Source organism: Peribacillus sp. NPDC097225, assembly GCF_044761955.1.
Classification (GTDB): domain Bacteria; phylum Bacillota; class Bacilli; order Bacillales; family DSM-1321; genus Peribacillus.
The window spans coordinates 129,148-155,340 of the sequence record NZ_JBIWDJ010000006.1; the positions used below are offsets into that span (position 1 = coordinate 129,148).

Consider the following 26,193-nt stretch of genomic DNA (forward strand, 5'->3'; position numbering starts at 1 on the left):
TTCAGCGAATTTTCATCTCCTTTGTAGGTAAATCAGGCCGGTTATTCCCCGTATAGATCCTTCCGGTCGCAGCCGTGTAGAATGAATAGGCTATCTGTGTGTGTCCGTTCATCTTTCACATAATAACTTCTCTCAGGACTTTTTGTACTTTCTTTGGTTTCACCCTTATCAAATTTTATCCGGTGGAAAAAATGGTGTCTTTCCATTTTGAAACAAAAAAAACTGTAGGCACACTCGATTTTAATCGAGTGTGCCTACAGTTTAAGGCCTGTGATTATATCTCACAGGCCCGCTTTTCTATATGATCAACCAAGATCCACATTGTGATAAACTTGTTGAACGTCTTCTAAGTCCTCTAATGCGTCAATCATTTTTTCGAATTGCTCTTGTGCATCAGCAGGAAGTGTTAGGTCATTTTGTGCAAGCATGGTAAGCTCGGCAACCGTGAAATCCGTGATGCCTACATCTTTGAATGCTCGTTGTACAGCATGGAATTGATCAGGTTCCGCATACACGATAACCGAATCTTCTTCATCGATGATATCACGAACATCAACGTCCGCTTCCATCAATAATTCTAGTACTTCTTCGGAATTCTTTCCTTCTATCCCGAAAACGGCCGTGGCATCGAACATATAGGCAACAGATCCGCTGACCCCCATGTTTCCTCCATTTTTACCGAAAGCGGCACGTACATCAGAAGCAGTACGGTTAACGTTGTTTGTCAGTGCGTCCACAATCACCATGGATCCATTAGGTCCGAAGCCTTCATAGCGAAGTTCATCATAGTTCTCTTCAGAACCGCCTTTTGCCTTCTCGATTGCACGGTCAATGATCGCTCTTGGTACATTGTACGTTTTCGCACGTTCCAATACGACACGTAAAGCCTGATTCGATTCCGGATCAGGTTCACCTTGTTTGGCTACCACATAGATTTCACGTCCGAATTTTGCATAAATACGGCTAGTATTCGCATCTTTGGACGCTTTTTTTTCCTTGATATTATTCCACTTACGACCCATTATATTCCACTCTCTTTCATCATTGGATAAACAAAAATCGATTGATATGGTAAATTCCATTACCATTTTTCCATAGATTCACGAGTAAATCTACAAATTATATTCTAGTAAAAATATCACATACCGTCACTCGCTTATATTATACATCAATTGCATTAATTTGAAAAAGTCCTACACACTATGAATTTTCCACTAGAAAAAGTATCAGGTCTGCCTTCTGTTTCTTATCCCTACAGTAATCATGGCCAGAATCAGGAAGACCGTCCCTATACTCACGCCGATAAGCATGGGGTATTCCGAAACACTCCTTAACGCTAACCCCAAAAAAATGCTGGAACTGAATAAAAGCAAACAGATCGAGGTGTAATTTTTCAAAAGAATCGCCCCTTTTCCACTATTATACAATAAGACAAACCGGCTGAAGACGTAGTATAGTAAAAAAAAGAAAGTCGAGGTGCGTCATGACGGAAATTATTATCGGGATACCTGGAGTGTGGAAGAACCGCACGGAATTGATTCAGGCGGTGGCTACGCAAAGCGATGGATACCTGTTGGCTGGACACGTTTTGCATAACAAAGAAAAGAATATTACATTTCCTATCGAAGTGTATGAGTATGAACCTCATTTGAAAGAGGCCTTCGATTATGCCAGTAAAGGGGCATTTCCTGAAAGTCTGTTGACCGAAATCGATCATCATACCTTCACGGTCTATATCATTGCGGAAGTATCTGACTTTGAGGCCGTCATAAACCTGATTGATGCTGGGTCTGCCTTGCTTAAAGCGGGTGGCATGGCTGTAAAAATCGAAACGGCGGGCATGGCTCATACGAAGGAAGCCTGGCAAACTTTACAGAAGAACCCGGATGTCATCCCGGTATATGCCCACTTTGTCACCATCATTGGTGAGGAAGACCACTATGGTTCGTTCGGAATGAAGGCATTCGGCCTTCCCGATGTCGTCACGCTCAACACGATGAGCCCAAAAGATGCGGTGACGTTACTGAGCACCTTCAACTTTTATAACCTTGGGGAAAGACCTACCTTCACAAATGGCCAGGATTTCCGGATAAAATCGGATGCCCCCACCTTTACATTGACTAGCCGTCAAGACTTCAGGTACGAGGAAGACCATCCTTTTTACAACCCGTATGGATTGTGGAGTTTAGAAAAATAACGGGTTATGCCATATAATGATCAGGAAGCCACTTATACAGGATAGGTGGCTTTTTCATAAATCCTTCTCCATGTTCCTTTAAGGTGATTCCCCATCCAATCTCTGAGATTTCAGCAGTTCCCTTTACCGGCTTACTAATTGTTCGGTGAAATGACGAACGTGTTCACCCATTTCCTTATAGCGCGTCCAATGAAGATAGTGATGGCCTTCTAAGACCACGAGTTCATTTAAAGGGTTCTCCCCCAATTGTGATCGATAAAACGTCTCGTTCGTTTTACCATCTTCGGTTACCTTATCTCTTTTGGCAGCAAAGATCAGGAGTGGCATGTTTGAAGGGAAGGACATCTCCTTCGTCTTTTTCACATTCTCCTCTATCGCATTTGCTTCATCGACAATATTTCGGTTGTACACTTTCCAAGCCGTAATCGTTTTGGTCATGTCTAGATTTTCTTCTGAATATATACCCTCATCCGCAATCGGCAGGACATTTTCCGCGCTCACGTAAGAGGCTATTCGTGCCAATCCAGTGGGTGCAACATACTTCAGATAGGCAGGCATGCTAGGAGCTGGCTCCTCAAAATACTCTAATGCCTTCGGTAACGTGAAATCCACTCCGATAATGGCCTTGATCTCGTTTGGATATTCATGGGCATAGTACATGCTATAGATTCCGGATAGGGAGTGGGGCATCAATATGTATGGACCTTCTATCTTTGATTTCTTCAGGGCCGTTCGTATTTCCTCCACGATATTTTCCACGGTCCTCTCCTTATCTGTCAGCTCACTCCAACCATAGCCAAATGGCTCCACTACGACGATTTTATTATCCTTTGCCATCTCGTCAATCAATGGTTCGTAATCCAAGACAGGCGCCGCCGTTCCTAAACCGCTTAATAGAACAATCGTATGCTCCCCCTCTCCTTTGGTATACACATGCATCTCCTTTCCATCCACTTCCACCATTTGCCCCCATGCCGGATGTTTCTTTTGTTCATAGGCCTTCATGACCGTATGGAAAGCGATCCAAGCCAAGGATATGGCTACAACAAATAATAGGATTGACCGTATGACCCTGAGCGTCCTATTTCTCTTTTTCATGTTCATCCCCTTTCCCTTCTATATAAATGACGCTCCAGGTTCATAAAAGGATACAGGATAATTTGTTAAGTTTTGGATGTTCTCGCTACACAGGGTAAATTCCGGCTCGATTTCCTCATGAATCGTAGTCGTTCTGGTTATAGTAAAAAAGAATATAACGGAGGAGGTTGTATGCATGGAACGTTCTGAGGAATTTGTTGAGAAGATCAAGGAACAGCAAAAAAAAGAAGCGGATAATAAACGCCGTCAAGGGAATGGCCACCCAGAGAAAAGGTTGCCGAACAAACAGCATTGATCAAAAGTCCAAACAAAAAGAGCTAGAAGAGGTCATACAAGGACCTCCACTAGCTCTTTTTCCTGTTTCAATATTGCTGATATCCGCCGCCTTGGCCCATGCCGCCATGCATCGGGTATGGATGAAAGGCTCCTCCATGTCCGCCCATGCCACCTGGCATCTGCATGGGAAAGCTATTCTGTCCGCCATAACCGTGGTGCATCGGAAATCCTCCTGGAAAGCCCATTCCCGGATGACCACCCATGCCACCAAACATCGGATACCCAACTGGTTGACCAAATCCTCCTGGAACACCATATCCTCCAACTCCCGGGAATCCCCCGAAGTTTCCATATCCGCCAAAGTTCTGTCTTGTGTAGTACATCTCTGTCACTCCTCATCTAGGTTACAGTCTAGAATATGATGAATAGACAGAAGCGTGCTCAAAAATTCCAGGCGTCAAATGGTCTTTAATAACAGTTTCTTCAACAGCGGGGTAAAGTGCTCTGGCAATTCAGATACAGTGGGAACCATCAGCCTTTCTTTGCCATAGATGTTTTTCATCGTCAGTTCTTCACTTTCCTCGATGCTTCCATCCGCTAGAAACATGCCAATGACATCGATTCCCTTTTTCCGCGCTTCGGATACGGCAAGATGCGTATCGACGATTCCATTCTGGTCGTACTGTGCAGCAGCCGGTTCGCCATCGGAGAAGACGAGCAGAAAGCGATTCTTCTCCCGCCTTCTTTCCAATTCCTTAGTCGCGACGCGGATGCTGTAACCATCCCGATTATCTTCCTCAGGTTCAAGCTGCATGATCTTCGCGCCGGCGTTCTGGTAAAGAGAATCGGAATGGGAGTGAATCACGTGAAAATAGTTCGGTTGGTACCCTTCTTTCACATCATTGGCGTCTTCCCAAAATCCGACGATTGAATGGGGGATTTTCAATTTCTTCAGCACTTCATGAAAGAGGACAATGCCACGCTTCGTTTCATCCATTTTATTGTGCATCGAAGCCGAGCAATCGACAAGAAGTGTGAACACGGCATCGATTTCCTTGGACTCCTGGTTCTTTTTATAAAAGACCCGCGGATTTTCATCCAGCACGAGAGGCAGCAACTTCTTGGATAACCTTCCGAATGCCAGGTCCCTTCTTGGTGCATTCTTCTTATTTTCAAGCGTCTTTTCGATGGTACTGGAAAGCTTCCGCTTGAAAGGTTCGATGTCGGCCACGAACTCTCGATACCGTTTTTCCTCATCGATTGTTGACGCCCTCGCCTCTTTGGTTATCATGACGGCATCTTTATTATCCTCGCCAAAAGGATAATCACCGCTTTTCCCGGGTTTCGTTTGCTTTTTCTCGAGTGTCTCCTGTTGCTTGTAGTCCTTTTCTTTACTTTCACCGGAAGAGCCTTGAATCGAGGCCAACGCCTGGTCAGCATCTTCCGCTTCCCGTGCACCGCCACCCAGCATGCTCGTTTTCGTCCCCTGCTCCAATTCAAACTGAAGGAAGGTGGAAGGGTTCTCGCCATTCTTATTCTCCCGGTGCCATGTCGAGAACTTTTCATCGATGAACTCGCTATTCTCTTCATCCACATCTTCTGTGTCATCATTCGCTAACTCGTCGTTTCGCGTCAGTTCATCAAAAAGCGTGTTGGCCGTATACTGTTCCACATTCGCGACCGGGAAGATGAAATACTCATTCATGCTATCTTGATACTCTTCATTCAAACGGAAGACGATTTGTTCGCATATCCTCGTGATATCACTCGTTTTCCTTGCTTCAAACACCATATAAATCAACGGTTTGATTTTTTCCAATGCCTCCACCTGGCGTTCGTTGGCTCGTGGAAAAATCGGATCCGGACGATCGGAATGAAGCAGTAAATAAATCAGGCAGAACAGTTCATCAAGTGCAAAGCTCCTCGTTACGTTCGCAGCCGATTGCGTTTCAAAGTATTGCGTAAGATACGCCTCGCGTATAGAAAACCACTTCTTTGTTCCCGGGCGCTCTTTTTTGATCAATTCTTCAAGTCGTACATCTTCGAATAAGGTAAACAGCTCTGCCGAAAACTTTGGAAGCCCGCTTTCCTCGATGACTTCCCGATAGGACTGTAAATCCTTCACGCTCGAATGATGAAGGGTCCCAATCGTCCTGAGAAGTACATCCGTCTTCAATCCTACAGCCTTTACCTCTTGGTTGCCGTTTTCCCAAAAATGGCTCGCCGTGACTTTACTGTTTACAGAATCAAGGAAAGATCCATAGTTGTATTCAAATTCCAGTTCAGGAATACCGGATAAAACCGTCGATAAATCCTGAAGCTGCAAAAAAAGCGCCGTATCAATAATTGAATCGTTGAATCGAATATACTTCATGCGGCATTCTCCTAGTTAGAATAATGTGTCGGCCAAGTTCTTCACAAATTCCCGCTCCCGTTCCTCATCAAGCTTATCCACAATTGAACGAAGAATCGCCCGCTTAGGTGGGATTAGTACACTTAAATCACACGCATCAAGCAGTGCCCGTATCGATGCTGCATCCTCAGCCACTTTCCCTTGATTCACGGCATGAATCAAATCACCCGATAGCTTGACGAACAGCTCAATGGTCCGTGCATCCTTCAGTTTCGTATTGGTTTCGATCAATTGCTTAAGCTGCTCTCCTTCAATATAGGGAACCTCAATCACGATGAACCGGTTTTTCAGCGCTTCATTCAACGGCACTGTACCTACATAGCCTTCATTGATGGCCGCAATCACATTGAAGTCCTCTTTTGCCGTGACGATTTCATTCGTAAATGGATTCGTGATCGTCCTTCTATAATCAAGCACCCCATTGATCAACGGCAACGTTTCAGGCTTCGCCATGTTGATTTCATCAATATAGAGGAAAGTTCCGTGATTCATCGCATTTGTCACGGGTCCCGGAACGAATTCAATCTCCTGTTTGCCCTCGTTATAGGATAAAGTCTTGAAGCCCAACAAGCTCTCAGCATCCAAATCGACCGAACAGTTGACACTGAACATCGGCTGGTTGAATAAATGGGATAACGTCTCCGCAAACTTCGTCTTCCCTGCCCCTGTGGGACCTTTTAACAAAATGTTTTTCCCCATGCTCAACGCTGAAATCGCATCGACCATCAAATCCATCTCGGGTGGCAAATATCCACCTTTGGAAATCAGCTCCTGAAATTGCACAGGTTTTTTCTTATTCGTATGTAAAATATTCGCTATTTCTTCTGGCAACGTATTCATCACGATCTCACTCCACTCCTTTTTCCTCATTCTAAAGTTCTTTTCCAGTAAAGACAAACATCTGCATTTAATCAAAAAGGAGCCGTCAAAAAAGACAGCTCCTTTCATTCATAATCGTATCATTTCTAGCCTTACATTCTAATTCGTTACCGGTTGCCCTTTTATCAGGCTTACGATATAGCCGATTATCCCACCAACGATGGCAGGAATGACCCAACCTACCCCTACACTGAATAATGGCAGGTAGTCAGTCAAAAATTCAGTAACCGGGTTCTTTGGTATCCCGAAAGCAATGAGTCCATCATAAATCCCGAAAATCAAGGTAAGGAAAAGACTTCCCAAATACACTTCCGATCTCCCTTTGAAAAGGGGATGTAAAAATGTCAACGCGATGATGACGATGGCAACTGGATAGAGCGCCGTCAATACCGGCACCGTATACTCGATTAAGTTGCTTAGGCCGACATTGGCCACCGCTGCACTGAATGCAGAAAAAATGACCACATAAATTTTATAGGATACAGATGGCCACAACTTGTTAAAGTAAGTAGAACATGCCGTAATCAGGCCGATGCTCGTCGTTAAACAAGCGGCAATCACAATCAGGCCTAATAACACGGCACCTCCAGAACCGAAAAAGTGGTTCGATACTTGGGCAAGAACGTCTCCGCCATTCCCTAACTGGCCAAGCAATTCCACACTAGTTGCCCCTACATATGTTAATGACGTATAAACGATCATTAACAGGAAGGCGGCAATCAAACCGGCTTTAGTACAGAACTTCAGAATTTCCTTCTTGGAAGTGATGCCCCTATCCTTGATGGTGTTGATCACAATGATACCAAAAGCAAAGGATGCCAGGGTATCCATTGTTAAATAGCCCTCTTTGAATCCTTTAAAGAATGAATTGCCAGAATAGTCTGCTATAGGAGCTTGAATGTTCCCCATTGGGTTTATGATCGCCACAATGATCAGGATGGCAATGAAAATTAATAATAATGGAGTTAATATTTTTCCGACAATATCCAAAACTTTTGAGGGATTAATAGATAAGAGACAAGCAACGCCAAAGTAGATGATGGTGAAGACCAACAAAGGTAAAAAACCGACTCCATCTGGAAGGAATGGCTTAATTCCTATTTCATAAGATACGCTTCCAGTTCGCGGAAGAGCGAATAATGGTCCAAGTGATAGATAAAGAACGATTGTGAAAATCAAACCGAACATAGGATGCGCCCGGCTTACCAGTGACTGCACATCATTTTTACCTGAAATACCAAATGCCAGGATTCCGATAAAAGGCAATCCAACTCCGGTAAGGATGAATCCAAGGTTAGCCGACCATAAGTTGGTCCCAGAGGATTGACCAAGCATGGCAGGAAAAATCAAATTACCTGCCCCAAAAAACAAAGCAAATAGCATTAAACCTGTAACCAATGTAAAAGAAAGTGGTGCTTTCTGTGACATTACGAAACCTCCAATGTTCTAATTCTCCTAATCATTAGATAAGAGAAGTGCCTGCGATTCAAAGTACACGATTCGTACAAACCCACAACACAACACTCCTAACTATAAAATGCAGTGGTACGTTTGTCAAAAACTATTTTAGTAATTATTCCGAAAAATCATTTTAGTGTTTCTTATTATCTAAATAAAAATAGTTTCATGCATGATAGTAGGTCTTTCGACACAAAGAAAAAGAACTCTGTAGCCTAAAATAACGTTATTTCAGTAGCCGATAATGTTTTTGTTTGGTTAACCAGAGCTGGCCTGATAAACGCAAAAGCAGGGCCATCCATTTGGGATGGCCCTGCTCATTCGTTCTTCCTATCTTATATGGAATTCAACGCTTCAGCAATTGGAGTTTCCCCTGCAATCAAATCAAAGGAACGGTTATAGGTATGTTCCTCGGTTAAGGCAGCCACAATTGTCTTGGCCACATCCTCCCGCGGGATCGTGCCCCTTTCCAGTTTCTCGGCAGCCGTCACCTGGCCTGTTCCCGGTTCGTTCACGAGACCGCCCGGCCGGATGATTGTATACGTTAAATCACTATGCAACAGTGCTCGATCGGCATAGTGCTTGGCCACATAATACGGTTTAATGGCTTCGCTCCAGTTTTCCCGGTTGTTTGCCTGAAAAGCGCTGACCATGATAAACCGCTTCACCTGTAAATTTTCAGCCGCTTCGATTGTCTTGACTGCGCCGTCAAGATCTACCAATAAGGTTTGATCAGCCCCTGTGTTGCCCCCGGAACCTGCTGCAAACACGATGGCGTCGCACCCTTTCGCCGCTTCTGAAATCTCTTCCACCGTTCCCGTCAAGCTGACGATTACTGATTCGACTCCGATTTCTTCAAATGATTTCTTCTGTTCCTCTTTTCGAATCATGGCCCGTACACTATGTTCACTTTCTTTCAATAACGTAACTACCTTTTTCCCGATCTGCCCATTTGCTCCAACTACGAATACTTTCATATAAAATCAGCCCCCATACTGGATAATTGGTTTTCTCATCCAATTATTTCATGAACGGTGCGCAACAGCAAACAATCAGCATAACGCAAGGATGAAAATGGAATTTCCTTGCAATGTGCTTGAGATATTTTATAATAAAGGGAATTCGATAAGGAGGTGTAATGATGGCAATGAAACGTGTTTTGCCACCTTCTGCAGCGTCTCATGCAAAGCCTGATAGTGGAGGCGATACTTTGCATGGGGTGGAAATAAAATAAACGAACATCGCCCATCTTTTATCATTTCTATCTAAACAGGCTTTGCCCCTTATTTCATTCGCAACAAAAAATAAGGAGCTGGCAGAAATGACGTATGTAAAAGCAACAGCCGTTTTACCCGAGGCATTGATTCAGGAAATTCAAAAGTATGTGCAAGGGGAAACCATCTATATTCCCAAACCTGATCAAACGCATAATGGGGAACACGTTCTGGATCCCGGAAATTGATCGATGAGCGAAATGCCTCGATTAAATATGCCTTTAAAACCGGGACCGCTATCCATCAATTAGCAGAAGAACATTTTCTCTCAACGGAAACCATTAAAAAAATCATTTATTCCAAATAGAGCTTGTCTCGCAGCACTGATGAAAGAGATCAGTGCTATTTCTATGCCAAATTTGTTTCCTAAACATTTTCCACCTTTCATTCAAAAAGCCGATTCTGTAAAATGAAAGCAACAGGAACATGAACAGGAGTGGGGAAATGGAACCCTTTATCAAAAGTGAACAATATAACTTCATCAAATTACAAACGCAGATACTGATAAATGGACACGCAACGGCCAACGATAAAGATGTCGTTCATACAGTCAAGTCCGTTGCAAAAGAAAGAGTGCTGAAATTATTCAATGAACTGGACGACAAGCACAAGCAACTTTTGGACCCCATCGACACCATCAAGGATCCTGCCCATGCTGAAGCCTTTCTCTTGGAACTCAAACCCTATGTCATCCCTTTTAAAGAAGTAACGGAACAAACGGTCAAGAAGTTATTTCCTAAGGCGAAGAAATTAAAGGCCCCCAAAATGGAAACCATCGATTTAAGAGGGATTTCTTACTTGGGATGGGACGATACTGGCTCAGGAAAGAAATTCATCATCGCCCCCCGGCATAATAAGCTGGTTGGACTGCATGGGACATTCAAACCTTCCCATAAAAAAGGAATCTGCGCGATATGCAGCCGTTTTGAGGAAGTCGGGATGTTCATGTCTGAAACAAAAGGGACCGTTCAGGGCACATTCATTAAAAAAGGGAACTATATTTGTAACGATAGTATGAAATGCAACCAGAATATCACCACATTGGATAAATTGGATGACTTCATTTCTCGGATCAAATAAAGGAATAAAGGCAACCCTTCGGTATGAAGGATTGCCTTTTGAATGTGCCTCTTGTTTTACGAACCCCTTGTATATTTCAGAGGGATCAATTCGCTGATTTTCGTTTTAACCGTTTCCCCATCCACCTCTATGATCACAAAACAATCCTCTGCATAATCCGAGATCAGTTCCCGGCACATCCCACAAGGACTGACCACCTTTAACTCTCTATTGATTTCATCGGAATAGGGATGCTTCACAGCCACGATCGTATCAAACTCTTTTTCCCCTTCCGATATCGCCTTTCCAATCGCAACGGCTTCAGCACACACCGTGATACGGCCGACATATGCTTCCATATGTACCGCAGCTACAATTTTACCCGACTTTGTCTTCAACGCTGCCCCTACATGGTGCTTATCTTCCTCGTACAGCGCTTTGATCTTTTCCCTTGCAGCCTCGATTACTGGATAATCGGATTCTTGTAAAGGATAGGTCATCATACAGCATTCCCCTTTTCTAAAAAACGACTAGCTCTAGACACACCTGACTTATCAATCTACACCGAACTTGGCAGTTACGGCTAACAAACGATGCGGTCCATAGAAATTATTTAAGTGAAAGGCTTATTCGTTTTTAATTCAAATCATTTATTGTCAATTCCTTGCCTGGAGTAAAACTGACGTACTCATAATTTTCTTCTCCGTTCACCATACTTCGATATCCCACCTCGGTAGTATAATAATCGATCGATTCGTCATTCAATAACTCCTGTATAATCTTGCACTGCTGCACCATCTGTTCTTTTGTTAAATCGCCTTTTTCAATTTCCAGCATAATGTGAATCGGCTTTGGCGTTTTCATCTGTGGTGTCCATTCCTCGGCAACTTTGTTGTATACTTCCACATCCGTATCCACAGAATCGACTTGCGGGATTTTTTCCTGGAGGAGCGCTAGAATATACTGTTCTGCCTCCGCATTTAGCTTTTTGGATGCATCTTTCTCTATCTTGGATTCATGGATTGTATCACTATAAACTTCATACGGTTCGATACCGGAGACATAGAAGCGATAGGTGGTTTCAACTGCTGCCGAATCCTTTACCACTACATTAAACTCATACGTTTCATCGGTCCATCCATACCCTACCGACCGCTTGATTTCGTAGTCCATGTCGGGATAAGTTTGTTCTAAAAACTCTTCCAGACTCTCCTTTGCTTTGTATTTACCAGTTTTATTTCCGCTCATTTGCATATAAGCGAACACTATGGCGGCAATTAATGAAATGGCAATCACGCTGTATATCATTTTCTTTTTCATAATTAATTTTCCTCTCTTATTTTAAGAATGCAAAAGCCGATAATGATTCCGATAAAAGTTAACAGCAGGTGGACAATTAAGGAAGTCAGTGCTATTAGAAGAGCTTCCGAAAAACTTTGAGCATAAAACTCGCCGAACCAATCCGTCATATATAACAGGCAATTCCATATAAAATTCGGTATACCCGCAAGCAGGATGGCAATGAGGACTGATCGGTAAAACAGATACGTGACCGCACCTAAAATGGCGTAGGTCAGAATAAAGCCACTATTGTCATTCATAATGGTCGTACTCATTGCCAATATAAAGGCAATGGCTACAAAGAAAATCTGTATTGTCGTCAATTTCAAGGTTATATTCCGCATCATTTTTTTAGAAGCACCGCCGGGTATTACTTCCGCGGGCAATGGAATCTGTGATTGTTCTGCTATCTGCCGACATTCTTGGCAACTTTGCAAATGCTCCTCAACAAACCGTTGAGTTTTCAGTTGTAATAATTCCTCTTCGTATAAAGGTAGTAAATCTTGTGTCACCGAACATCTTGTGTTCATAAAGTCTCCTCCATTGTTTTTTGAATCCTCAATTTCAGACGGTGAAAGGATACTCGCGCATAATTTTCAGATTTACCGATTAATGCGCCAATATCTGCAAAACTCAGCTCTCCGTATATACGCAGTAGTACAATCTCTCTCGCTGAATCCTCCAACTTTGAAATATGATACAAAAGATTTTTCGTATCCTCCTTAATTTCTGCTAGCTCTTCTAATGAATGGATTTCGGTTTCGGGCACCATGGAAAGTTTTTTCATTAAGTCAAGCTGATATTTGTTTTTGCGGTAATACTTTTTCAATAGATTATTTGCAATCGAAAATATCCAAGTTGATAAGGTGGAATCGCCATTATATGATGCGATGTTTTTACACGCCTCATAAAAGGTGTCGTGGCAAAGATCTTGAGCAGTTGCCTGATTTCCTGTCTTGGCATAAAAAAACGCATAAATTTTTGGTTGGATTTCTTCGTATTCTTCTTCAAGCTTCTTCATAACGCCCTCTCTCTCTTGCCTTTCCTAGTATTAATACCTCGGTTACATGTTTCGTTACAACTTTTTTAAAAATCACCATATTTTAGGTTCATTTTGTAATTTTACTATATAGTTAAGCGAAAAATAGTTAACAGCCTTATAGATGAGTAGACTAAATGACCTTATAAAACCTGTACATTAAGATTAAAGAAAAAAACCTAAAAAAAAGAAGTGCTAGAAACAGCACTTCTTACAGTTTATCGACAAAAGAACATCGCCTGTTTATTTAAAAGTTCCTTAAAGTAATCCAATCCATACTCTTTTGCCCGCGAAACATACTCAATCGTTTCTTTACGCTTCGGATATATAGAATGATCATGCAAAGTGGATTGGAACGGAAGGTACGAGACTCCTGCGGGAAATGCGCGTCTAGGAGAGACACCGCAGGCGAAGCCGAGGAGGCTCCCCGACCGCCCGCGGAAAGCGAGTGCCTGAAGTGGAAATCAACGTCCAGATTGTACAAACCACATATAAACAAACACATTTTTCATCAAGTGTGGCTACAGTCTAAAAGAAGTGCTAGAAACCGCACTTCTTACGCCAATACCGTGGCACCCATCAAGTAGCTGTTCACTTCCCTCGCTACTTCACGGCCTTCATTGATGGCCCAGACGATCAGGCTTTGCCCTCTTCTCGAATCTCCGGCAGCAAAAACGCCTTCGACATTCGTTCTATAGTCACCATAGGCGGCATCGATCTTTTGATTGACCGTATCCACTCCGAATTGAGTGAGGAGCGGTTGCTCTGTTCCTTCGAATCCGATGGCAATGAAGACGAATTGGGCCGGCCATACTTTCTCCGTGCCCGGAATTTCTTTAAAGAGATAGATGCCATCTTCCCCTTTAATTTTTTCCATTTGGATCGTATGCAGTTCCTTTACGTTGCCTTGTTCATCAGCCACGATCTTTTTCGTTTGAATCGAGTATTGACGTGGATCGGAGCCAAATTTCGCTTCCGCTTCTTCGTACGCATACTCAAGTGAAAATACGTTTGGATAGGCTGGCCACATGTTATCCGACGTACGAGCAGTCGGCAGGATTGGGTGTTTCCCGAATTGCACGACACTGTTACATCCTTGGCGAAGGGCCGTCGCAACGCAATCGGCGCCTGTATCGCCGCCACCGATGACGATGACATCCTTGCCCTTCGTATTTAAAAACTTGCCATCTTCGAAGTTGGAGTCCAATAAGCTTTTCGTCGCCGTTGTTAAGTAATCCATCGCTAGGTGAATGCCTTTTGCTTCACGGCCTTCGATATCCAGTTCGCGTTGCTTCTGGGCACCTGTGCAGAGGATGACGGCATCGTATTGGTTTTGCAGTTCCTCTTTTGTGATGTCCTTCCCGACTTCCGTATTCAGGACGAAATCGATGCCTTCTTGATTCAATAAAGTGATCCGGCGTGCGACGACATCTTTCTCCAGCTTCATGTTCGGGATTCCATATGTCAATAAACCGCCGGCACGGTCAGAACGCTCATACACCGTTACCGAATGGCCTGCTTGGTTTAACTGATCGGCACTTGCCAATCCGGCAGGACCGGAACCGATGATGGCAATTTTCTTCCCGGTCCGCTGTTGTGGAATGCGCGGTGTGATCCAGCCATTTTCGAAGCCCTTGTCAATGATGGAGCGTTCGATGCTTTTGATGGCAACGGCCGGGTCGTTAATCGCTACCGTACACGACCCTTCGCAAGGAGCCGGGCAGACACGGCCCGTGAACTCAGGGAAGTTATTCGTCTTCATTAAACGCTCCAACGCTTCCTTCCATCTGCCACGGTACACTAAATCATTCCACTCCGGAATCAGATTGTTAATCGGACAACCCGTTGTGACCCGGTTCAATTCCATGCCCACATGACAGAAAGGGGTGGCACAGTCCATGCACCGTGCTCCCTGCCTGCTTAGTTTTTCGTCCGAGAAAGAAGTGGAGTATTCTCTCCAGTCCCTTAACCTTGTTAGAGGATTCCGTTCACTTGGCTTTTCACGCGGATATTCCATAAATCCTGTTGCTTTTCCCATTTGACTCTCCCCTTCCTTACAGCATCACAGCTTGTTTGGTGGATTTTTTACCTTGGATCGCATTGGCCTGAAACGCACTCATGAAGGCTTCTTCTTTCGTTAGACCAGCTTGCTTATGTTCCTCGATGCTATTCATCATCCGCTTGTAATCCTTCGGAATGACTTTAACGAACCTTTTCACAAGATCGTTCCAGTTCTCCAGCACATAGGAGGCTTTCGCACTCTCTGTATAATGCAGGTGGTTCGAAATCAATTCTTTTACTTCATTAATATCTTTTATGTCGTCAAGCGTTTCGAATTCGATCATTTCTGGGTTACACAAGGCTTTGAATGCTTCCACTTCGTCTGCAAGTACATAGGCAATACCGCCTGACATACCGGCTGCAAAGTTTTTCCCGACATCCCCCAGAATCACGACACGACCGCCTGTCATATACTCGCAACCATGGTCGCCAATTCCCTCGACGACGACATGTACACCGCTATTCCGGACCGCAAAACGCTCACCGGCACGTCCGTTGATGTATGCTTCCCCGCTTGTGGCACCATATAGGGCAATATTCCCGGCAATCACATTATCGCCCGCTTCCATCTGATTTCCAGGTGGAGATGTGACGACCAATTTCCCTCCGGATAATCCTTTACCGATATAGTCATTGACATCACCTGTCAAATACATCGACATCCCCTTCGGTATGAAGGCACCGAAGCTTTGACCGGCTGATCCCGTGAAGCGAAGGGTGATCGTATCTTCCGGCAGTCCTTCCTCACCATATCGTTTGGAAACTTCACTACCGACGATCGTTCCAACCACGCGATTCACGTTTGTGATTGGGAAACTTGCGTCCACTTGAGTTTGGTCCTCAAGGGCAGGCTGTACAGCAGGGAGGATTTCCCTGACATCCAAGGATTCTTCAATTTTATGATTTTGCGGATGCTGGAACGTACGGATTCCTTCCGGTTGGAAAAGAAGGGTCGATAAGTCCAGGTGTTTCGTTTTCCAATGAGCCTTGGCCCGCTCGCTCACCTGTAGAACATCCGTACGGCCAACCATTTCGTCAACCGTTTTGAACCCTAATTCAGCCATCGTTTCACGAACTTCCTCTGCAATGAAACGCATGAAATTCACGACATGATCCGGATCTCCGGCAAATTTGCTCCGTAGCTCAGGGTTTTGTGTAGCTACACCTACTGGACATGTATCCAAGTGGCACGCGCGCATCATCACACAACCAAGTACGACTAGTGGAGCGGTTGCGAAACCGAACTCTTCGGCACCAAGGATCGCCGCCATGACCACGTCACGGCCAGTCATCAGCTTTCCGTCCGTTTCAAGGACGACTCGACTACGTAGACCGTTCAGCATCAAGGTCTGATGGGCTTCGGCAAGGCCTAGCTCCCACGGAAGACCAGTATGCTTGATGCTCGTTTTAGGCGAGGCACCCGTTCCACCGTCATACCCGCTGATGACGATCACATCGGCTGCCCCTTTGGCGACACCCGCAGCAATCGTACCGACTCCCGCTTTCGATACCAGCTTGACGCTGATCCTAGCCTCACGATTGGCATTCTTCAAATCATGGATCAATTGCGCCAAATCTTCAATCGAATAAATATCATGATGGGGCGGTGGTGAAATCAGGCCGACACCTGGCGTGGATCCACGAACTTCCGCCACCCAAGGGTATACCTTATTCCCAGGCAATTGCCCGCCTTCACCCGGTTTCGCTCCTTGTGCCATCTTAATTTGAAGCTCATCGGCATTCACGAGATAATGGCTTTTCACACCAAAACGACCGGATGCAATCTGCTTGATTCCACTGCGGCGGCTATCACCGTTTTCATCGATTTCATACCGATTCGGATGTTCCCCGCCTTCTCCACTATTACTTTTTCCGCCTAAACGGTTCATCGCAATCGCCAATGTTTCATGGGCTTCCTGACTTAACGACCCAAATGACATGGCCCCTGTTTTGAAGCGGCGCACAATGGATTCCACGGATTCCACTTCATCTATTGAGATACTTTGGTTCTTTTGATTGAATGAGAATAAATTCCGCAAAAATCCAAGTCGCTCTTCATTCGCCAACTGGGAATATTGCTTAAATAGGCTGTAATCACCTTTTCGGCACGCCCATTGCAACGTATGAATCGTTTTCGGGTTGAACGCATGATGCTGACCATTTGCCCGATATTGAAAATCACTGCCCTCTTCAAGCGTCTGGTTGGAAAGGTCGACGACAGCCCGTTGGTGACGGATCAATGCTTCTTCTGCAATGGTTTCCAGTTCAATCCCACTAAGCTGTGACGCTGTACCGCTGAAATAGCGTTCAATCACATTCGCACTAATTCCGACCGCTTCGAAAATTTGGGCACCACGGTAACTTTGGACCGTGGAAATTCCCATCTTCGACATGATCTTGACAATGCCTTCCGTCACGGCTTTCACATATTTGCTGACCGTTTTCTCGTAACTGATCGTTAAACTGCCGTCTGCGACTGCCTGCTTATACGTTTCAAAAGCAAGATACGGATAAATGGCATCCACCCCATATCCAATCAAAGCGGCAAAGTGATGGACCTCCCTTGCCTCTCCGGTTTCGACGATGATGCTGACCTTCGTCCGGTTCCCATGACGAATAAGCTCTTGGTGAAGGGCACTGGCCGCCAATAATGGAGGAATCGCAGCACGGTCTTCGCTCATGTTCTTATCGGATAAAATCAAGAGGCTGATGCCTTCCGTTATCGCTTGTTCCGCTTCCCGGCATATTCGATTTAATCCAAGTTCCAAATCTTCAGAAAATAAAGTCTCGATGACCCTACTTTTGAATTCCGGGTAGTTATTTTCTTTAAGCTGATTCATATGGCCTGGCGTCAATACCGGTGTATCCAATTGAATGCGATGGCTATTCTTTTCATTCGGATTCAGTAAGTCGCCTTCTGCCCCTAGAAACGTCATCGTTGACGTAACGATTTGTTCACGAAGCGAATCGATTGGTGGGTTGGTCACCTGGGCAAAGGATTGCTTGAAGTAATTGAAAAGCGATTGCGGACCATCGGCCAATACCGCCAACGGAATATCGTTCCCCATCGAGCCAAGTGGATCTTTTCCTTCCTTAATGACCGGCAACAAATATTTTTGTACGTCTTCATACGTATAGCCGAACGCTTTCTGACGGAAAACCAAATCGGATAGAGGTTCCACATCGACCGGCTGATCTTCGTCCGTCAACTGCACAATCTGTTCGTCCAGCCACTTTTGATACGGTTGTTCGTTCGCCATTTCGGATTTGATTTCTTCATCCGAGATGATGCGGCCTTCCTCTAAATCAAGTAAAAGCATCCTGCCTGGGCTTAAACGCTCTTTATATAATACATTTTCCGGCTCGACTTCGATTACCCCGACTTCAGAGGAGAAAATGATGTAGTCATCTTTGGTCACATAATAACGGGCAGGTCTTAATCCGTTACGGTCTAGGATCGCCCCGATTTGTTTCCCATTCGTGAACGAAATCGCCGTCGGGCCATCCCAAGGCTCCATCAACATGCTGTGGTATTCGTAAAAGGCTTTCTTTTCCTTGGTCATATGCGGATTTTCCGTCCATGGTTCAGGAATCAGCATCATCGCTGCATGCGCCGGCTTGCGGCCTGCCAGGACGAAGAATTCAAGGGCGTTATCCAAAATGGATGAGTCGCTTCCATCCGTATCCAAGATAGGAAGGACCTTTTGTAAATCATCCCCGAAAGCTTCCGAAACGAACTGCTGTTCACGCGCTTTCATCCAGTTGACATTGCCCCGAAGCGTATTGATCTCCCCATTATGGATCAAGTAGCGGTTTGGATGGGCCCGTTCCCAGCTAGGGAATGTGTTGGTACTAAAGCGGGAATGCACTAAAGCGAAAGCGGACAAAAAATCTTCATGCTGCAAATCAAGATAAAATGCATCGACTTGTTCCGGTGTCAGCAATCCCTTGTAAACGATCGTCGCGCTGGAAAGACTCGCAAAATAAAAACGGTTTCCACGTTCCCTCGCCCAGTTTTCAGCCTGTTTCCTGATGATGAATAATTTGCGCTCGAAAGCCAAGTCTTCTGTAACGTCATCACTTGCCCCGATGAACACCTGTCGGATCGTCGGGCATGTTTCTTTGCCGACGTCCCCTAATTTCCCTGCATCCACAGGAACCGTTCTCCAGCCTAGAAGCGTTTGACCCTCTTGTTCGATTAATGAATTCAGACGCGCTTCAATCTCATTTCGTTCAGCATCATCGTTGGAAAAAAAGAGCATGCCCACACCATAGCGTCCTTTTGCCGGCAAATTCATTTCCGGGCAAGTCAGCTTGAAATACTTATCAGGAATTTGCACCATCAATCCTGCTCCATCCCCTGTTAGAGGATCGCTCCCTTGTCCACCGCGGTGGTCTAATTGGCACAGCATCTGCAGTCCTTGCTTGACGATATCATGTGTAGCTAGCCCCTTTAAATGAGCGTATAAACCGATCCCACATGCATCATGTTCAAATTCCGGACGGTAAAGACCTTGTGCTTTTGGTATTTGATTGTATGTCATACGTTTTCCCCCCTCTTATTTCTTACACCGTTATGTCACTTACATATTATTCTAGGTTTTCAAATCAATATAAACAATATATAATTAAGCCAAAATCTATCTCACTTTGAGATAGGTGGAAGGAGATGAGTAAATGGAACTACGTCAATTGCGTTATTTCGTCGAGGTTGCGGAGAGGGAACACGTCTCTGAAGCCGCCGAACACCTACATATTGCCCAATCGGCCATCAGTCGCCAGATTGCTAGACTGGAAGAAGAACTCGGCGTCACGTTATTCGAAAAAATCGGCCGGAACATTCAATTAACACCGATTGGACGAATATTCCTGGTTCATGCCAAAACGGCGATAAAGTCCATCGAATATGCCAAATATCAAATCGAGGAATTCCTGGATCCGGAGCATGGGATGATCAAAATCGGGTTCCCGACAAGCCTCTCCACCTATTTGTTGCCGACTGTCATTTCCGCTTTTAAAGATGAACAGCCGAACATCTCATTTCATTTGAAACAAGGTTCCTACTCCTACTTAATGGATGCCGTGAAAAACCGTGAAATCGGCTTGGCCTTCCTAGGGCCGGTCCCTACGAAAGATCCTGATATCGACGGCCATATCTTATTCACCGAAAACGTGTCTGCCCTACTTCCCATCACCCATCCGCTGGCTGAAAGAAAGAGCCTGCGCCTAAGCGACCTGCGGAATGATCCTTTCGTGCTGTTCCCCAAAGGTTACGTCTTGAACACCCTTGCCATCGAGGCTTGTAAGCAGGCCGGTTTCACGCCGAACATCGCTTCGGAAGGGGAAGACATGGATTCCATAAAAGGGCTTGTGTCCGCTGGAATCGGGGTCAGCCTCCTGCCTGATAGCACCTTCTATGAAATCGTTCCGAGGATGACCGTCAAAATTCCCATTGAAACACCTTCAGTCAAACGGACAGTCGGTATCATCTCTCCAAGAAATCGAGAACTTGCCCCATCAGAAAAGGTATTTTACGAGTTTGTTAAAAAATTCTTTGCAAGGTTGGAGCAATACCAATGATATATTCTCAATAATGGGATAACTTCCGAAATGCCCACCTCTTGAATACTGTATCGAGACAATATGTTCAGGAGGTATTAACATGACACCCACACATTCACATCTTGCTTGGCATGAAACACTTGAGCTTCATGAATTGGTAGCTTCACAGTCCAATGCCCTTATGAAATTAAAAAAAGCCTATCCAGAAATAAAAGACCCGGTTTTAAAAACACACTACAAACACATGATCAATTCGCTTACGCAAAACATCATGGAGTTGTTGCAGTTTTATCCGTTAACGCCTGATGCCAATCGGGAAGAGGACGATCGTATGGGAGAAATAATGCAAGGGGATGAAATAAGAGATGATGCATCGGCAATGGCTGCCGGGGATCTACTCGGGCTGGCCAAATCCTCCATCAAAAATTATGCGACTGCCATAACTGAAACGGCCACCCCTTCACTACGGAAGGTCTTTAAAAAGCAATTAAATGGGGCCATCGATAATCACGCAAGAATTTTCAACTATCTATATGAAAGAGATCTCTATCCAGCTTATGATTTCAACCAGCTTCTCCAAAACGACGTGAAGACGGCCAAAAAAGCTTTGTCCCAATTATGAACGGAAAAAGGTAAGTGGAAATCGATCGCCTCCACTTACCTTTTTATTTTCCCTAAACACCAAATAAGATAAATATGTAATATAAACCTTTATATGGTAGAATGATAAGCCGGAGGGGATTAAACCATGAGATTGTTTAAAATGATTTTCTTTTGTATCGGCCTTTCTCTATTCTTAAGTGCCTGTGCTTCAGAAAATGAGGAAACCGTAACTAAAGAACAAACCGAAAATACGACAGAGAACAAAACGGAAGAAAAAAAACAGCCTGACGAAAAAACCGAAGAGAATACGAAATCCGTCAAGCTAGACATACCGAATCAAGAAAGCTATAAAAAGCTTTCCGCACTACTTTCAAATCAGAATGATCCCAGTCTTGATCCTGAAGACTATCATAAAGTCATGACAGAACAAAAAGATATCAGGACCTTCATTGACAAAATGGATAAGATTGAAGTGAAAAAGAATAATGACGCAGCGGAACTACTAGATTACTCCATGGCCACCTTAGAAGAAACCACATATTTTTTTGAATTATTCAAGGACGAAAACAACAAATTTAGTGTATTTTTCTTTGAAGATGGGCAAGTCATGTTAGTGAAGACGGACTTATCGAACAAGTCAAAGGAAGATCAGGAAAAAACCTATATTTCGATTGCGAAGCACCCTGAACTGTTACAGGAATTGAAAGATTCTCTTTCTATTAACTTCTAGTTTATCGTGTACATAATGAAAGCCTATCAAAACTATTTTGATAGGCTTTTTTGTCGTCATCCTATTAGAGGTTCAAGAAAAAAACGGCATGTCCCTTGTTAGTTATTTCAAACAAGGGGACATGCCGTTTCAGTTAACATTTTACTTTTTATATTTCTTCACAGTCACTTTCGTAGCTTTGCCTGTATTGCCCGCTTTATCTTTTGCTGTGACAGACAAGGTCGAACCTGCTTTTTTCTTGCTGATTTTCACGGTGAATTTCCCTTTTTTATCAGCTTTGGCCGATCCGATTTTCTTATCTTTGTACTTGACCGTAACCGTCGATCCCGCTTCCGCTTTACCGGTTACTTTTTTTGATTTGTCCGTTACTTTGTCGACTTTTGGTGCACTTGGTGCCGTTTTGTCCAACACAGTCACTTTCGCTGCTTTACTTTCCCGTTTCGCCGCGTCTGTAGCTGTTATGGAAAGTTTTGTCCCTGCTTTTTGTTTACTGATTTTTACTTTGTAATTCCCTTTGCTGTCTGCGTTGCCTTTGCCGATTACTTTTTTGGCGCTATTCTTGATGGAAATCGCGATTCCCGCCGTTGCTTTTCCCGTTACAAACGTATCTTTGTCACTTACTGTCTTCACAGTAGGTGCTTTAGGAGTTTCCCCCTTCTTCACAAACAGCTTGATTGAAGAGACAGCGACTTTAGAAGAATCCGAAATTACGACGTTTAGGCGTTGATCGGCCTTTTGAGCTGGAATGGCGACGCTGAACGTACCTTTGGCTGAAGTCACCGCTGTTCCGATTGTTTTGCTTCCGTTTTTCACTTCCACTTTTGAACCTGCTTTTGCCGTTCCTGTCAGCTTCGTTTGATTATCAAGGATCGGGTTCACTGCAGCTTTCAGGTCCACTTTACTAAGTGCACTAAAGCCATTCAGCCTTCCAAATCCTGAAACATAATCCCTGTCGACGGCTGGTGCTATCGGCTCTCCTTCATCTGTATAATCCTGATCCATTCCTTCATTGTCTTCTTCCTTGAAGGCAATGTAATCGGATGTTTCATGAAGGATGGTGCGTACGTCATTTATTTTCAATCCTGGATTACCGGATAGTAATAACGCGGCAACTGCTGCTACATGTGGTGTTGCCATCGATGTCCCATCCATTAACGTGACATTTCCGTTTGGCATAAGACTTGGGATACCTGTTCCAGGTGCCACCAAATCAAGTGTCGGCCCAAAGTTGGAATAATCCGAAACGATATCATAGGCATTGGTTGCCCCGACGGATATTACATATTTAGAAGAAGCCGGATAAGAAAGCATGCTGGCTTCATTCCCGCTTGCGGCCACGATCACGACACCTTTGGATGCTGCGTAATTCAGGGCATACTCGATGGTCCGGCTATAAGACCCGCCCAAACTTAAGTTAATGACCTTTGCTCCCTTGTCTGCCGCATAAATGATTCCGGCTGCAATTTTTTCCGTGTCCCCTGCTCCTGAAGAATCAAGGACCTTGACAGGAAGGATTTTGGCCAATGGATTGATTCCCTCCATGGAATATCCATTATTCGACTGGGCTGCGATGATGCCTGAAACATGTGTACCATGTCCATTATCATCGATCGCGTCCACTTTCGGATCGATGAAGTTCTTGCCTTGTCCCATATTGACTTTGTCTTTTAGATCCGCGAGCGTATTATCGACGCCTGTATCGATTACCGCAACCAATGTCTCTTTCAGATTGCGATTCTTAATAAGTTTCTGCAATTCGTCATTATGGATGTCAGCGCCTTTTTTACTTACTTCACGCCCGTCATTGTTCAAAGACCATTGATACGGTGATTGAATATCATTCGAAAGGGCTTTATACGTTTTAACCGGCTCGATATACTCTACATCCGAGAGGTTTTCAACCTGTGTAAGGGCTGTTGCACTCATCTTGCCCGTTCCCTTTAACTCCACCACATATGTATCATCGAGGATGACATCTTGTTTTTTGAAGGTCGAGAACGTTCCATAGCTTTGTACCTTGGTTTGAACCGAAGTCAATTTTTTACCCGGTTTCATCTTGACGATATACTTGCTCGTGATGCTTTTGGAAGCCGGTAGCTTATAACCCGCTTTGCTTGCGATATCGACAACGCGCTCGCCTGCAAGGTTATTGATGCCGATCTTATCCGCAATGCCGTTCATTTCTTTTTTCAGTGAAGCTGGGACGGCATCGACCGTCACATCGAACAATTCTTTAATCGCTTGTTGCTGTTTATTTGAAATGACTGCCGTACTGCTTTCCCCATTTTCATTAAGGTCCGCAATTAGAGGTTGAAGGATTACTAGATTGTTGTATACATTGTCTCTTTTGCTCTTGCTGCCGGCCATATCAAGGACCAAGAATGGTGCAGCCTTATAATACAAGGAAGATAGGGCGCGTCCTTCCTCTGACTTGGAAAGAACTCCATCTCTGAACTTGCGAATTTCACTCAATAGGTTTTTACCCGTGGATTTTCCTACAGCGCTTAATTCCACTGGGCATGAATCCATTCCAAGTTCGTCCGATGTTGCGGAAGGAGGCAATTTAACGGATTGTGCATGTATTTTGTAAGCCGTCTTATTCTCCGCTTCCGGTAATGATAGTCCCTCTTCATCCACTTCACCGAAATACTCTATTTTCACATAATAGCTTCCTTCCCAACCGAACGGGAAGTCGATGACGGCCTTTTCTTCAGGGCCACTAGTTGCCCGGTAGTTATCATACGTTTCATCTTTCTCTGCTTTTTCCAAAGTAGGATAGACTGAAATATTAAGATAATCGTCCGATTCTACATCGAACTCAACATGGGAAAACTGATTAGTATCATCTTTCGTTGGGGTGATCTGGAGCCAATGGGTCTCAGGCTTGTCAAAATTGCCTTCAACCGTTTCCCCACTTTTAATGGAAGGTGCTGCTTGTATGATTTTTGATGAATCTGTCGCAGCCTGGGATCTTTGTGGAATCAACATGCCAAAAACAAGTGAAAATATAAGTACACATACCGTAAATCGACTTACCTTTTTAACGTTCAATAGTTACCCTCCTAAAATTGCTAAAAATGCTTTACTATACCAAATTATCACACTGTTAAATATTATCAACCATTTTTTTGGCAATAACTTGAGAATGGTAGACTCCAAGGAATAAACAGGCATTTTGCACTAATACGTATCTTTGAATCTAGCTATTCTGCTTTTTATAAGAACAGGGTTTTCCTACTATTTCTTCCCCATTCACTTAGGATTCCGCCCATGTCACCCATATGTGTCCGAATCTCGAATCTTGCTTCTTCCACTTTCTTCATCTGCGTTTTGGGAAGCCTTGTTCTTAGGTACATAATCAACCATCATTAGCAAAAAAAAAAGAATCTTCAGCGAAGATCCCTTTTTTTCCGATTCAATTAAAACGCTCGATTATTGACCGATTCATTCTATCTCTCTATTACAGGTTAGCTCTCGAAAGTTAGAAGAGTTACGTATTCTTCACCGATAAATGCAAGACAAACTGTTCACCAATCGGACCGGTTTTTCTCTTACCTGTATCAGTAAAACCTACTTTTGCATACAGTCGCTGAGCAGGAACATTTTTATGATTAACAACTAAAACGATTTCATCACAGTAAGGAAATTCTGATTTAACAAAATCACTTAGTAAGAGCATCGCTTGTTTAGCATAACCATTTCCTTGCTTTGCATGGTTAACAGATAATGCAGTTAAGAGCATCGCTTTCGGATTATCCGAGTACGCCTTAACTCGTTCCGTTGAATGTAATAGAAAGAAGCCTACAGGCTCATCCTCACATAAAATAACAATACGATGTTGTCCTTCTTTCACCTCTAAAATCTTGCTTGGTAATGCTGTGAACTGCCCTTGTTCTTCAGGAAGTTCAAAGGAATTTAATACATCCAAATATTCATTCGAAAAATGTTTTAACTCCACGTCATGAACTTTTTCCATAGTTGATTGCTCCTTGGTTTTTCATTACATATTACCATAAAAATACATATCACAATATGGTCCTAATATTTATAAATCGACGAATGTCCCTTTCCAGGGCAACACAAAAAAAGAGCTGCCCCGGCCAATATGTAAAATGTACCCTATAGAGTAGACACTTTAAAAAAGTCTCTCTATAGGGTACTTTTATTTGTATAAAGAAAAGATAGGATTGGAGATACATCACA

21 protein-coding genes and 1 pseudogene are annotated in these 26,193 nt (G+C 43.9%); 7 read left to right on the forward strand and 15 right to left on the reverse strand.

The features are described from left to right. Window positions 1-305: 305 nt before the first annotated feature. A complete protein-coding gene (locus ACIQXH_RS16760; RefSeq protein WP_402957663.1) occupies window positions 306-1,022 on the reverse strand; it encodes a YebC/PmpR family DNA-binding transcriptional regulator in 717 nt (238 codons plus the stop codon). Between the two features lie 461 nt (window positions 1,023-1,483). On the opposite strand from ACIQXH_RS16760, the gene ACIQXH_RS16765 reads away from it, so the two are divergent. After that, window positions 1,484-2,197 (forward strand): endopeptidase, encoded by a 714-nt coding sequence (locus ACIQXH_RS16765; protein WP_403124825.1) that lies wholly within the window; start codon window positions 1,484-1,486, stop codon window positions 2,195-2,197. Window positions 2,198-2,320: 123 nt separating this feature from the next. Here ACIQXH_RS16765 and ACIQXH_RS16770 read toward each other — a convergent pair whose 3' ends face one another. Continuing rightward, window positions 2,321-3,295, reverse strand: coding sequence for an alpha/beta fold hydrolase (locus ACIQXH_RS16770; RefSeq protein WP_403124827.1), 975 nt, complete (start codon window positions 3,293-3,295; stop codon window positions 2,321-2,323). A gap of 175 nt (window positions 3,296-3,470) precedes the next feature. Here ACIQXH_RS16770 and ACIQXH_RS16775 point away from each other — a divergent pair, with 175 nt between their 5' ends. Continuing rightward, the gene (locus ACIQXH_RS16775; RefSeq protein WP_402875037.1) at window positions 3,471-3,590 is read left to right on the forward strand and encodes a DUF4023 domain-containing protein; all 120 of its coding nucleotides are present in this window, start codon (window positions 3,471-3,473) and stop codon (window positions 3,588-3,590) included. Between the two features lie 67 nt (window positions 3,591-3,657). Here the strand turns inward: ACIQXH_RS16775 and ACIQXH_RS16780 are convergent, their stop codons facing one another. The 5 genes from ACIQXH_RS16780 to ACIQXH_RS16800 all read right to left on the reverse strand — a co-directional run bounded on the left by ACIQXH_RS16780 (window position 3,658) and on the right by ACIQXH_RS16800 (window position 9,298). Continuing rightward, window positions 3,658-3,954 (reverse strand): spore coat protein, encoded by a 297-nt coding sequence (locus ACIQXH_RS16780; RefSeq protein WP_402957133.1) that lies wholly within the window; start codon window positions 3,952-3,954, stop codon window positions 3,658-3,660. Between the two features lie 74 nt (window positions 3,955-4,028). Further along, on the reverse strand, window positions 4,029-5,945 hold the full coding sequence (locus ACIQXH_RS16785) for a vWA domain-containing protein (RefSeq protein ID WP_403124830.1): 1,917 nt from the start codon (window positions 5,943-5,945) through the stop codon (window positions 4,029-4,031). 15 nt (window positions 5,946-5,960) lie between these two features. Then, window positions 5,961-6,824, reverse strand: a complete 864-nt coding sequence (locus ACIQXH_RS16790; RefSeq protein ID WP_402875246.1) for an ATP-binding protein — start codon at window positions 6,822-6,824, stop codon at window positions 5,961-5,963. 138 nt (window positions 6,825-6,962) lie between these two features. After that, window positions 6,963-8,291, reverse strand: a complete 1,329-nt coding sequence (gene brnQ, locus ACIQXH_RS16795; protein WP_402957109.1) for a branched-chain amino acid transport system II carrier protein — start codon at window positions 8,289-8,291, stop codon at window positions 6,963-6,965. A 365-nt stretch (window positions 8,292-8,656) separates the two neighbouring features. Beyond that, window positions 8,657-9,298, reverse strand: coding sequence for an SDR family oxidoreductase (locus tag ACIQXH_RS16800; protein WP_402957083.1), 642 nt, complete (start codon window positions 9,296-9,298; stop codon window positions 8,657-8,659). Between the two features lie 344 nt (window positions 9,299-9,642). Between ACIQXH_RS16800 and ACIQXH_RS16805 the strand changes: the two are divergent. Further along, window positions 9,643-9,902 (forward strand): annotated as a pseudogene (locus ACIQXH_RS16805) (CD3324 family protein). 137 nt (window positions 9,903-10,039) lie between these two features. Then, the gene (locus ACIQXH_RS16810; protein WP_402957079.1) at window positions 10,040-10,675 is read left to right on the forward strand and encodes a FusB/FusC family EF-G-binding protein; all 636 of its coding nucleotides are present in this window, start codon (window positions 10,040-10,042) and stop codon (window positions 10,673-10,675) included. Window positions 10,676-10,731: 56 nt separating this feature from the next. On the opposite strand, the gene ACIQXH_RS16815 is transcribed toward ACIQXH_RS16810, so the two are convergent. The 6 genes from ACIQXH_RS16815 to gltB all read right to left on the reverse strand — a co-directional run bounded on the left by ACIQXH_RS16815 (window position 10,732) and on the right by gltB (window position 19,639). Further along, complete coding sequence (locus ACIQXH_RS16815) at window positions 10,732-11,157, reverse strand: cytidine deaminase (RefSeq protein ID WP_402875060.1); 426 nt, start codon at window positions 11,155-11,157, stop codon at window positions 10,732-10,734. 133 nt (window positions 11,158-11,290) lie between these two features. Then, window positions 11,291-11,974, reverse strand: a complete 684-nt coding sequence (locus ACIQXH_RS16820) for a YfjL-like protein (protein ID WP_402957074.1) — start codon at window positions 11,972-11,974, stop codon at window positions 11,291-11,293. A 2-nt stretch (window positions 11,975-11,976) separates the two neighbouring features. After that, on the reverse strand, window positions 11,977-12,525 hold the full coding sequence (locus ACIQXH_RS16825) for a zf-HC2 domain-containing protein (RefSeq protein WP_403124833.1): 549 nt from the start codon (window positions 12,523-12,525) through the stop codon (window positions 11,977-11,979). Further along, window positions 12,522-13,016, reverse strand: coding sequence for an RNA polymerase sigma factor (locus ACIQXH_RS16830; protein WP_402957065.1), 495 nt, complete (start codon window positions 13,014-13,016; stop codon window positions 12,522-12,524). The genes ACIQXH_RS16825 and ACIQXH_RS16830 overlap by 4 nt, the downstream gene beginning before the upstream one ends. A gap of 574 nt (window positions 13,017-13,590) precedes the next feature. After that, on the reverse strand, window positions 13,591-15,072 hold the full coding sequence (gene gltD / locus ACIQXH_RS16835) for a glutamate synthase small subunit (protein WP_403124836.1): 1,482 nt from the start codon (window positions 15,070-15,072) through the stop codon (window positions 13,591-13,593). A gap of 16 nt (window positions 15,073-15,088) precedes the next feature. Further along, a complete protein-coding gene (gene gltB, locus ACIQXH_RS16840; RefSeq protein WP_403124839.1) occupies window positions 15,089-19,639 on the reverse strand; it encodes a glutamate synthase large subunit in 4,551 nt (1,516 codons plus the stop codon). A gap of 133 nt (window positions 19,640-19,772) precedes the next feature. On the opposite strand from gltB, the gene gltC reads away from it, so the two are divergent. From gltC to ACIQXH_RS16855, 3 genes are all read left to right on the forward strand, one after another. Continuing rightward, window positions 19,773-20,675 (forward strand): glutamate biosynthesis transcriptional regulator GltC, encoded by a 903-nt coding sequence (gene gltC, locus ACIQXH_RS16845; protein WP_402875078.1) that lies wholly within the window; start codon window positions 19,773-19,775, stop codon window positions 20,673-20,675. An 82-nt stretch (window positions 20,676-20,757) separates the two neighbouring features. Then, window positions 20,758-21,279: a spore coat protein gene (locus tag ACIQXH_RS16850; protein ID WP_402987301.1), complete on the forward strand. Its 522-nt coding sequence runs from the start codon at window positions 20,758-20,760 to the stop codon at window positions 21,277-21,279. 126 nt (window positions 21,280-21,405) lie between these two features. Beyond that, the gene (locus ACIQXH_RS16855; RefSeq protein WP_402957055.1) at window positions 21,406-21,990 is read left to right on the forward strand and encodes a hypothetical protein; all 585 of its coding nucleotides are present in this window, start codon (window positions 21,406-21,408) and stop codon (window positions 21,988-21,990) included. 141 nt (window positions 21,991-22,131) lie between these two features. On the opposite strand, the gene ACIQXH_RS16860 is transcribed toward ACIQXH_RS16855, so the two are convergent. Together ACIQXH_RS16860 and ACIQXH_RS16865 are read right to left on the reverse strand one after the other, a co-directional pair. Continuing rightward, the gene (locus ACIQXH_RS16860) at window positions 22,132-25,041 is read right to left on the reverse strand and encodes a S8 family peptidase (RefSeq protein ID WP_403124843.1); all 2,910 of its coding nucleotides are present in this window, start codon (window positions 25,039-25,041) and stop codon (window positions 22,132-22,134) included. 439 nt (window positions 25,042-25,480) lie between these two features. Continuing rightward, window positions 25,481-25,966, reverse strand: coding sequence for a GNAT family N-acetyltransferase (locus ACIQXH_RS16865; protein WP_403124845.1), 486 nt, complete (start codon window positions 25,964-25,966; stop codon window positions 25,481-25,483). Window positions 25,967-26,193 lie beyond the last annotated feature (227 nt).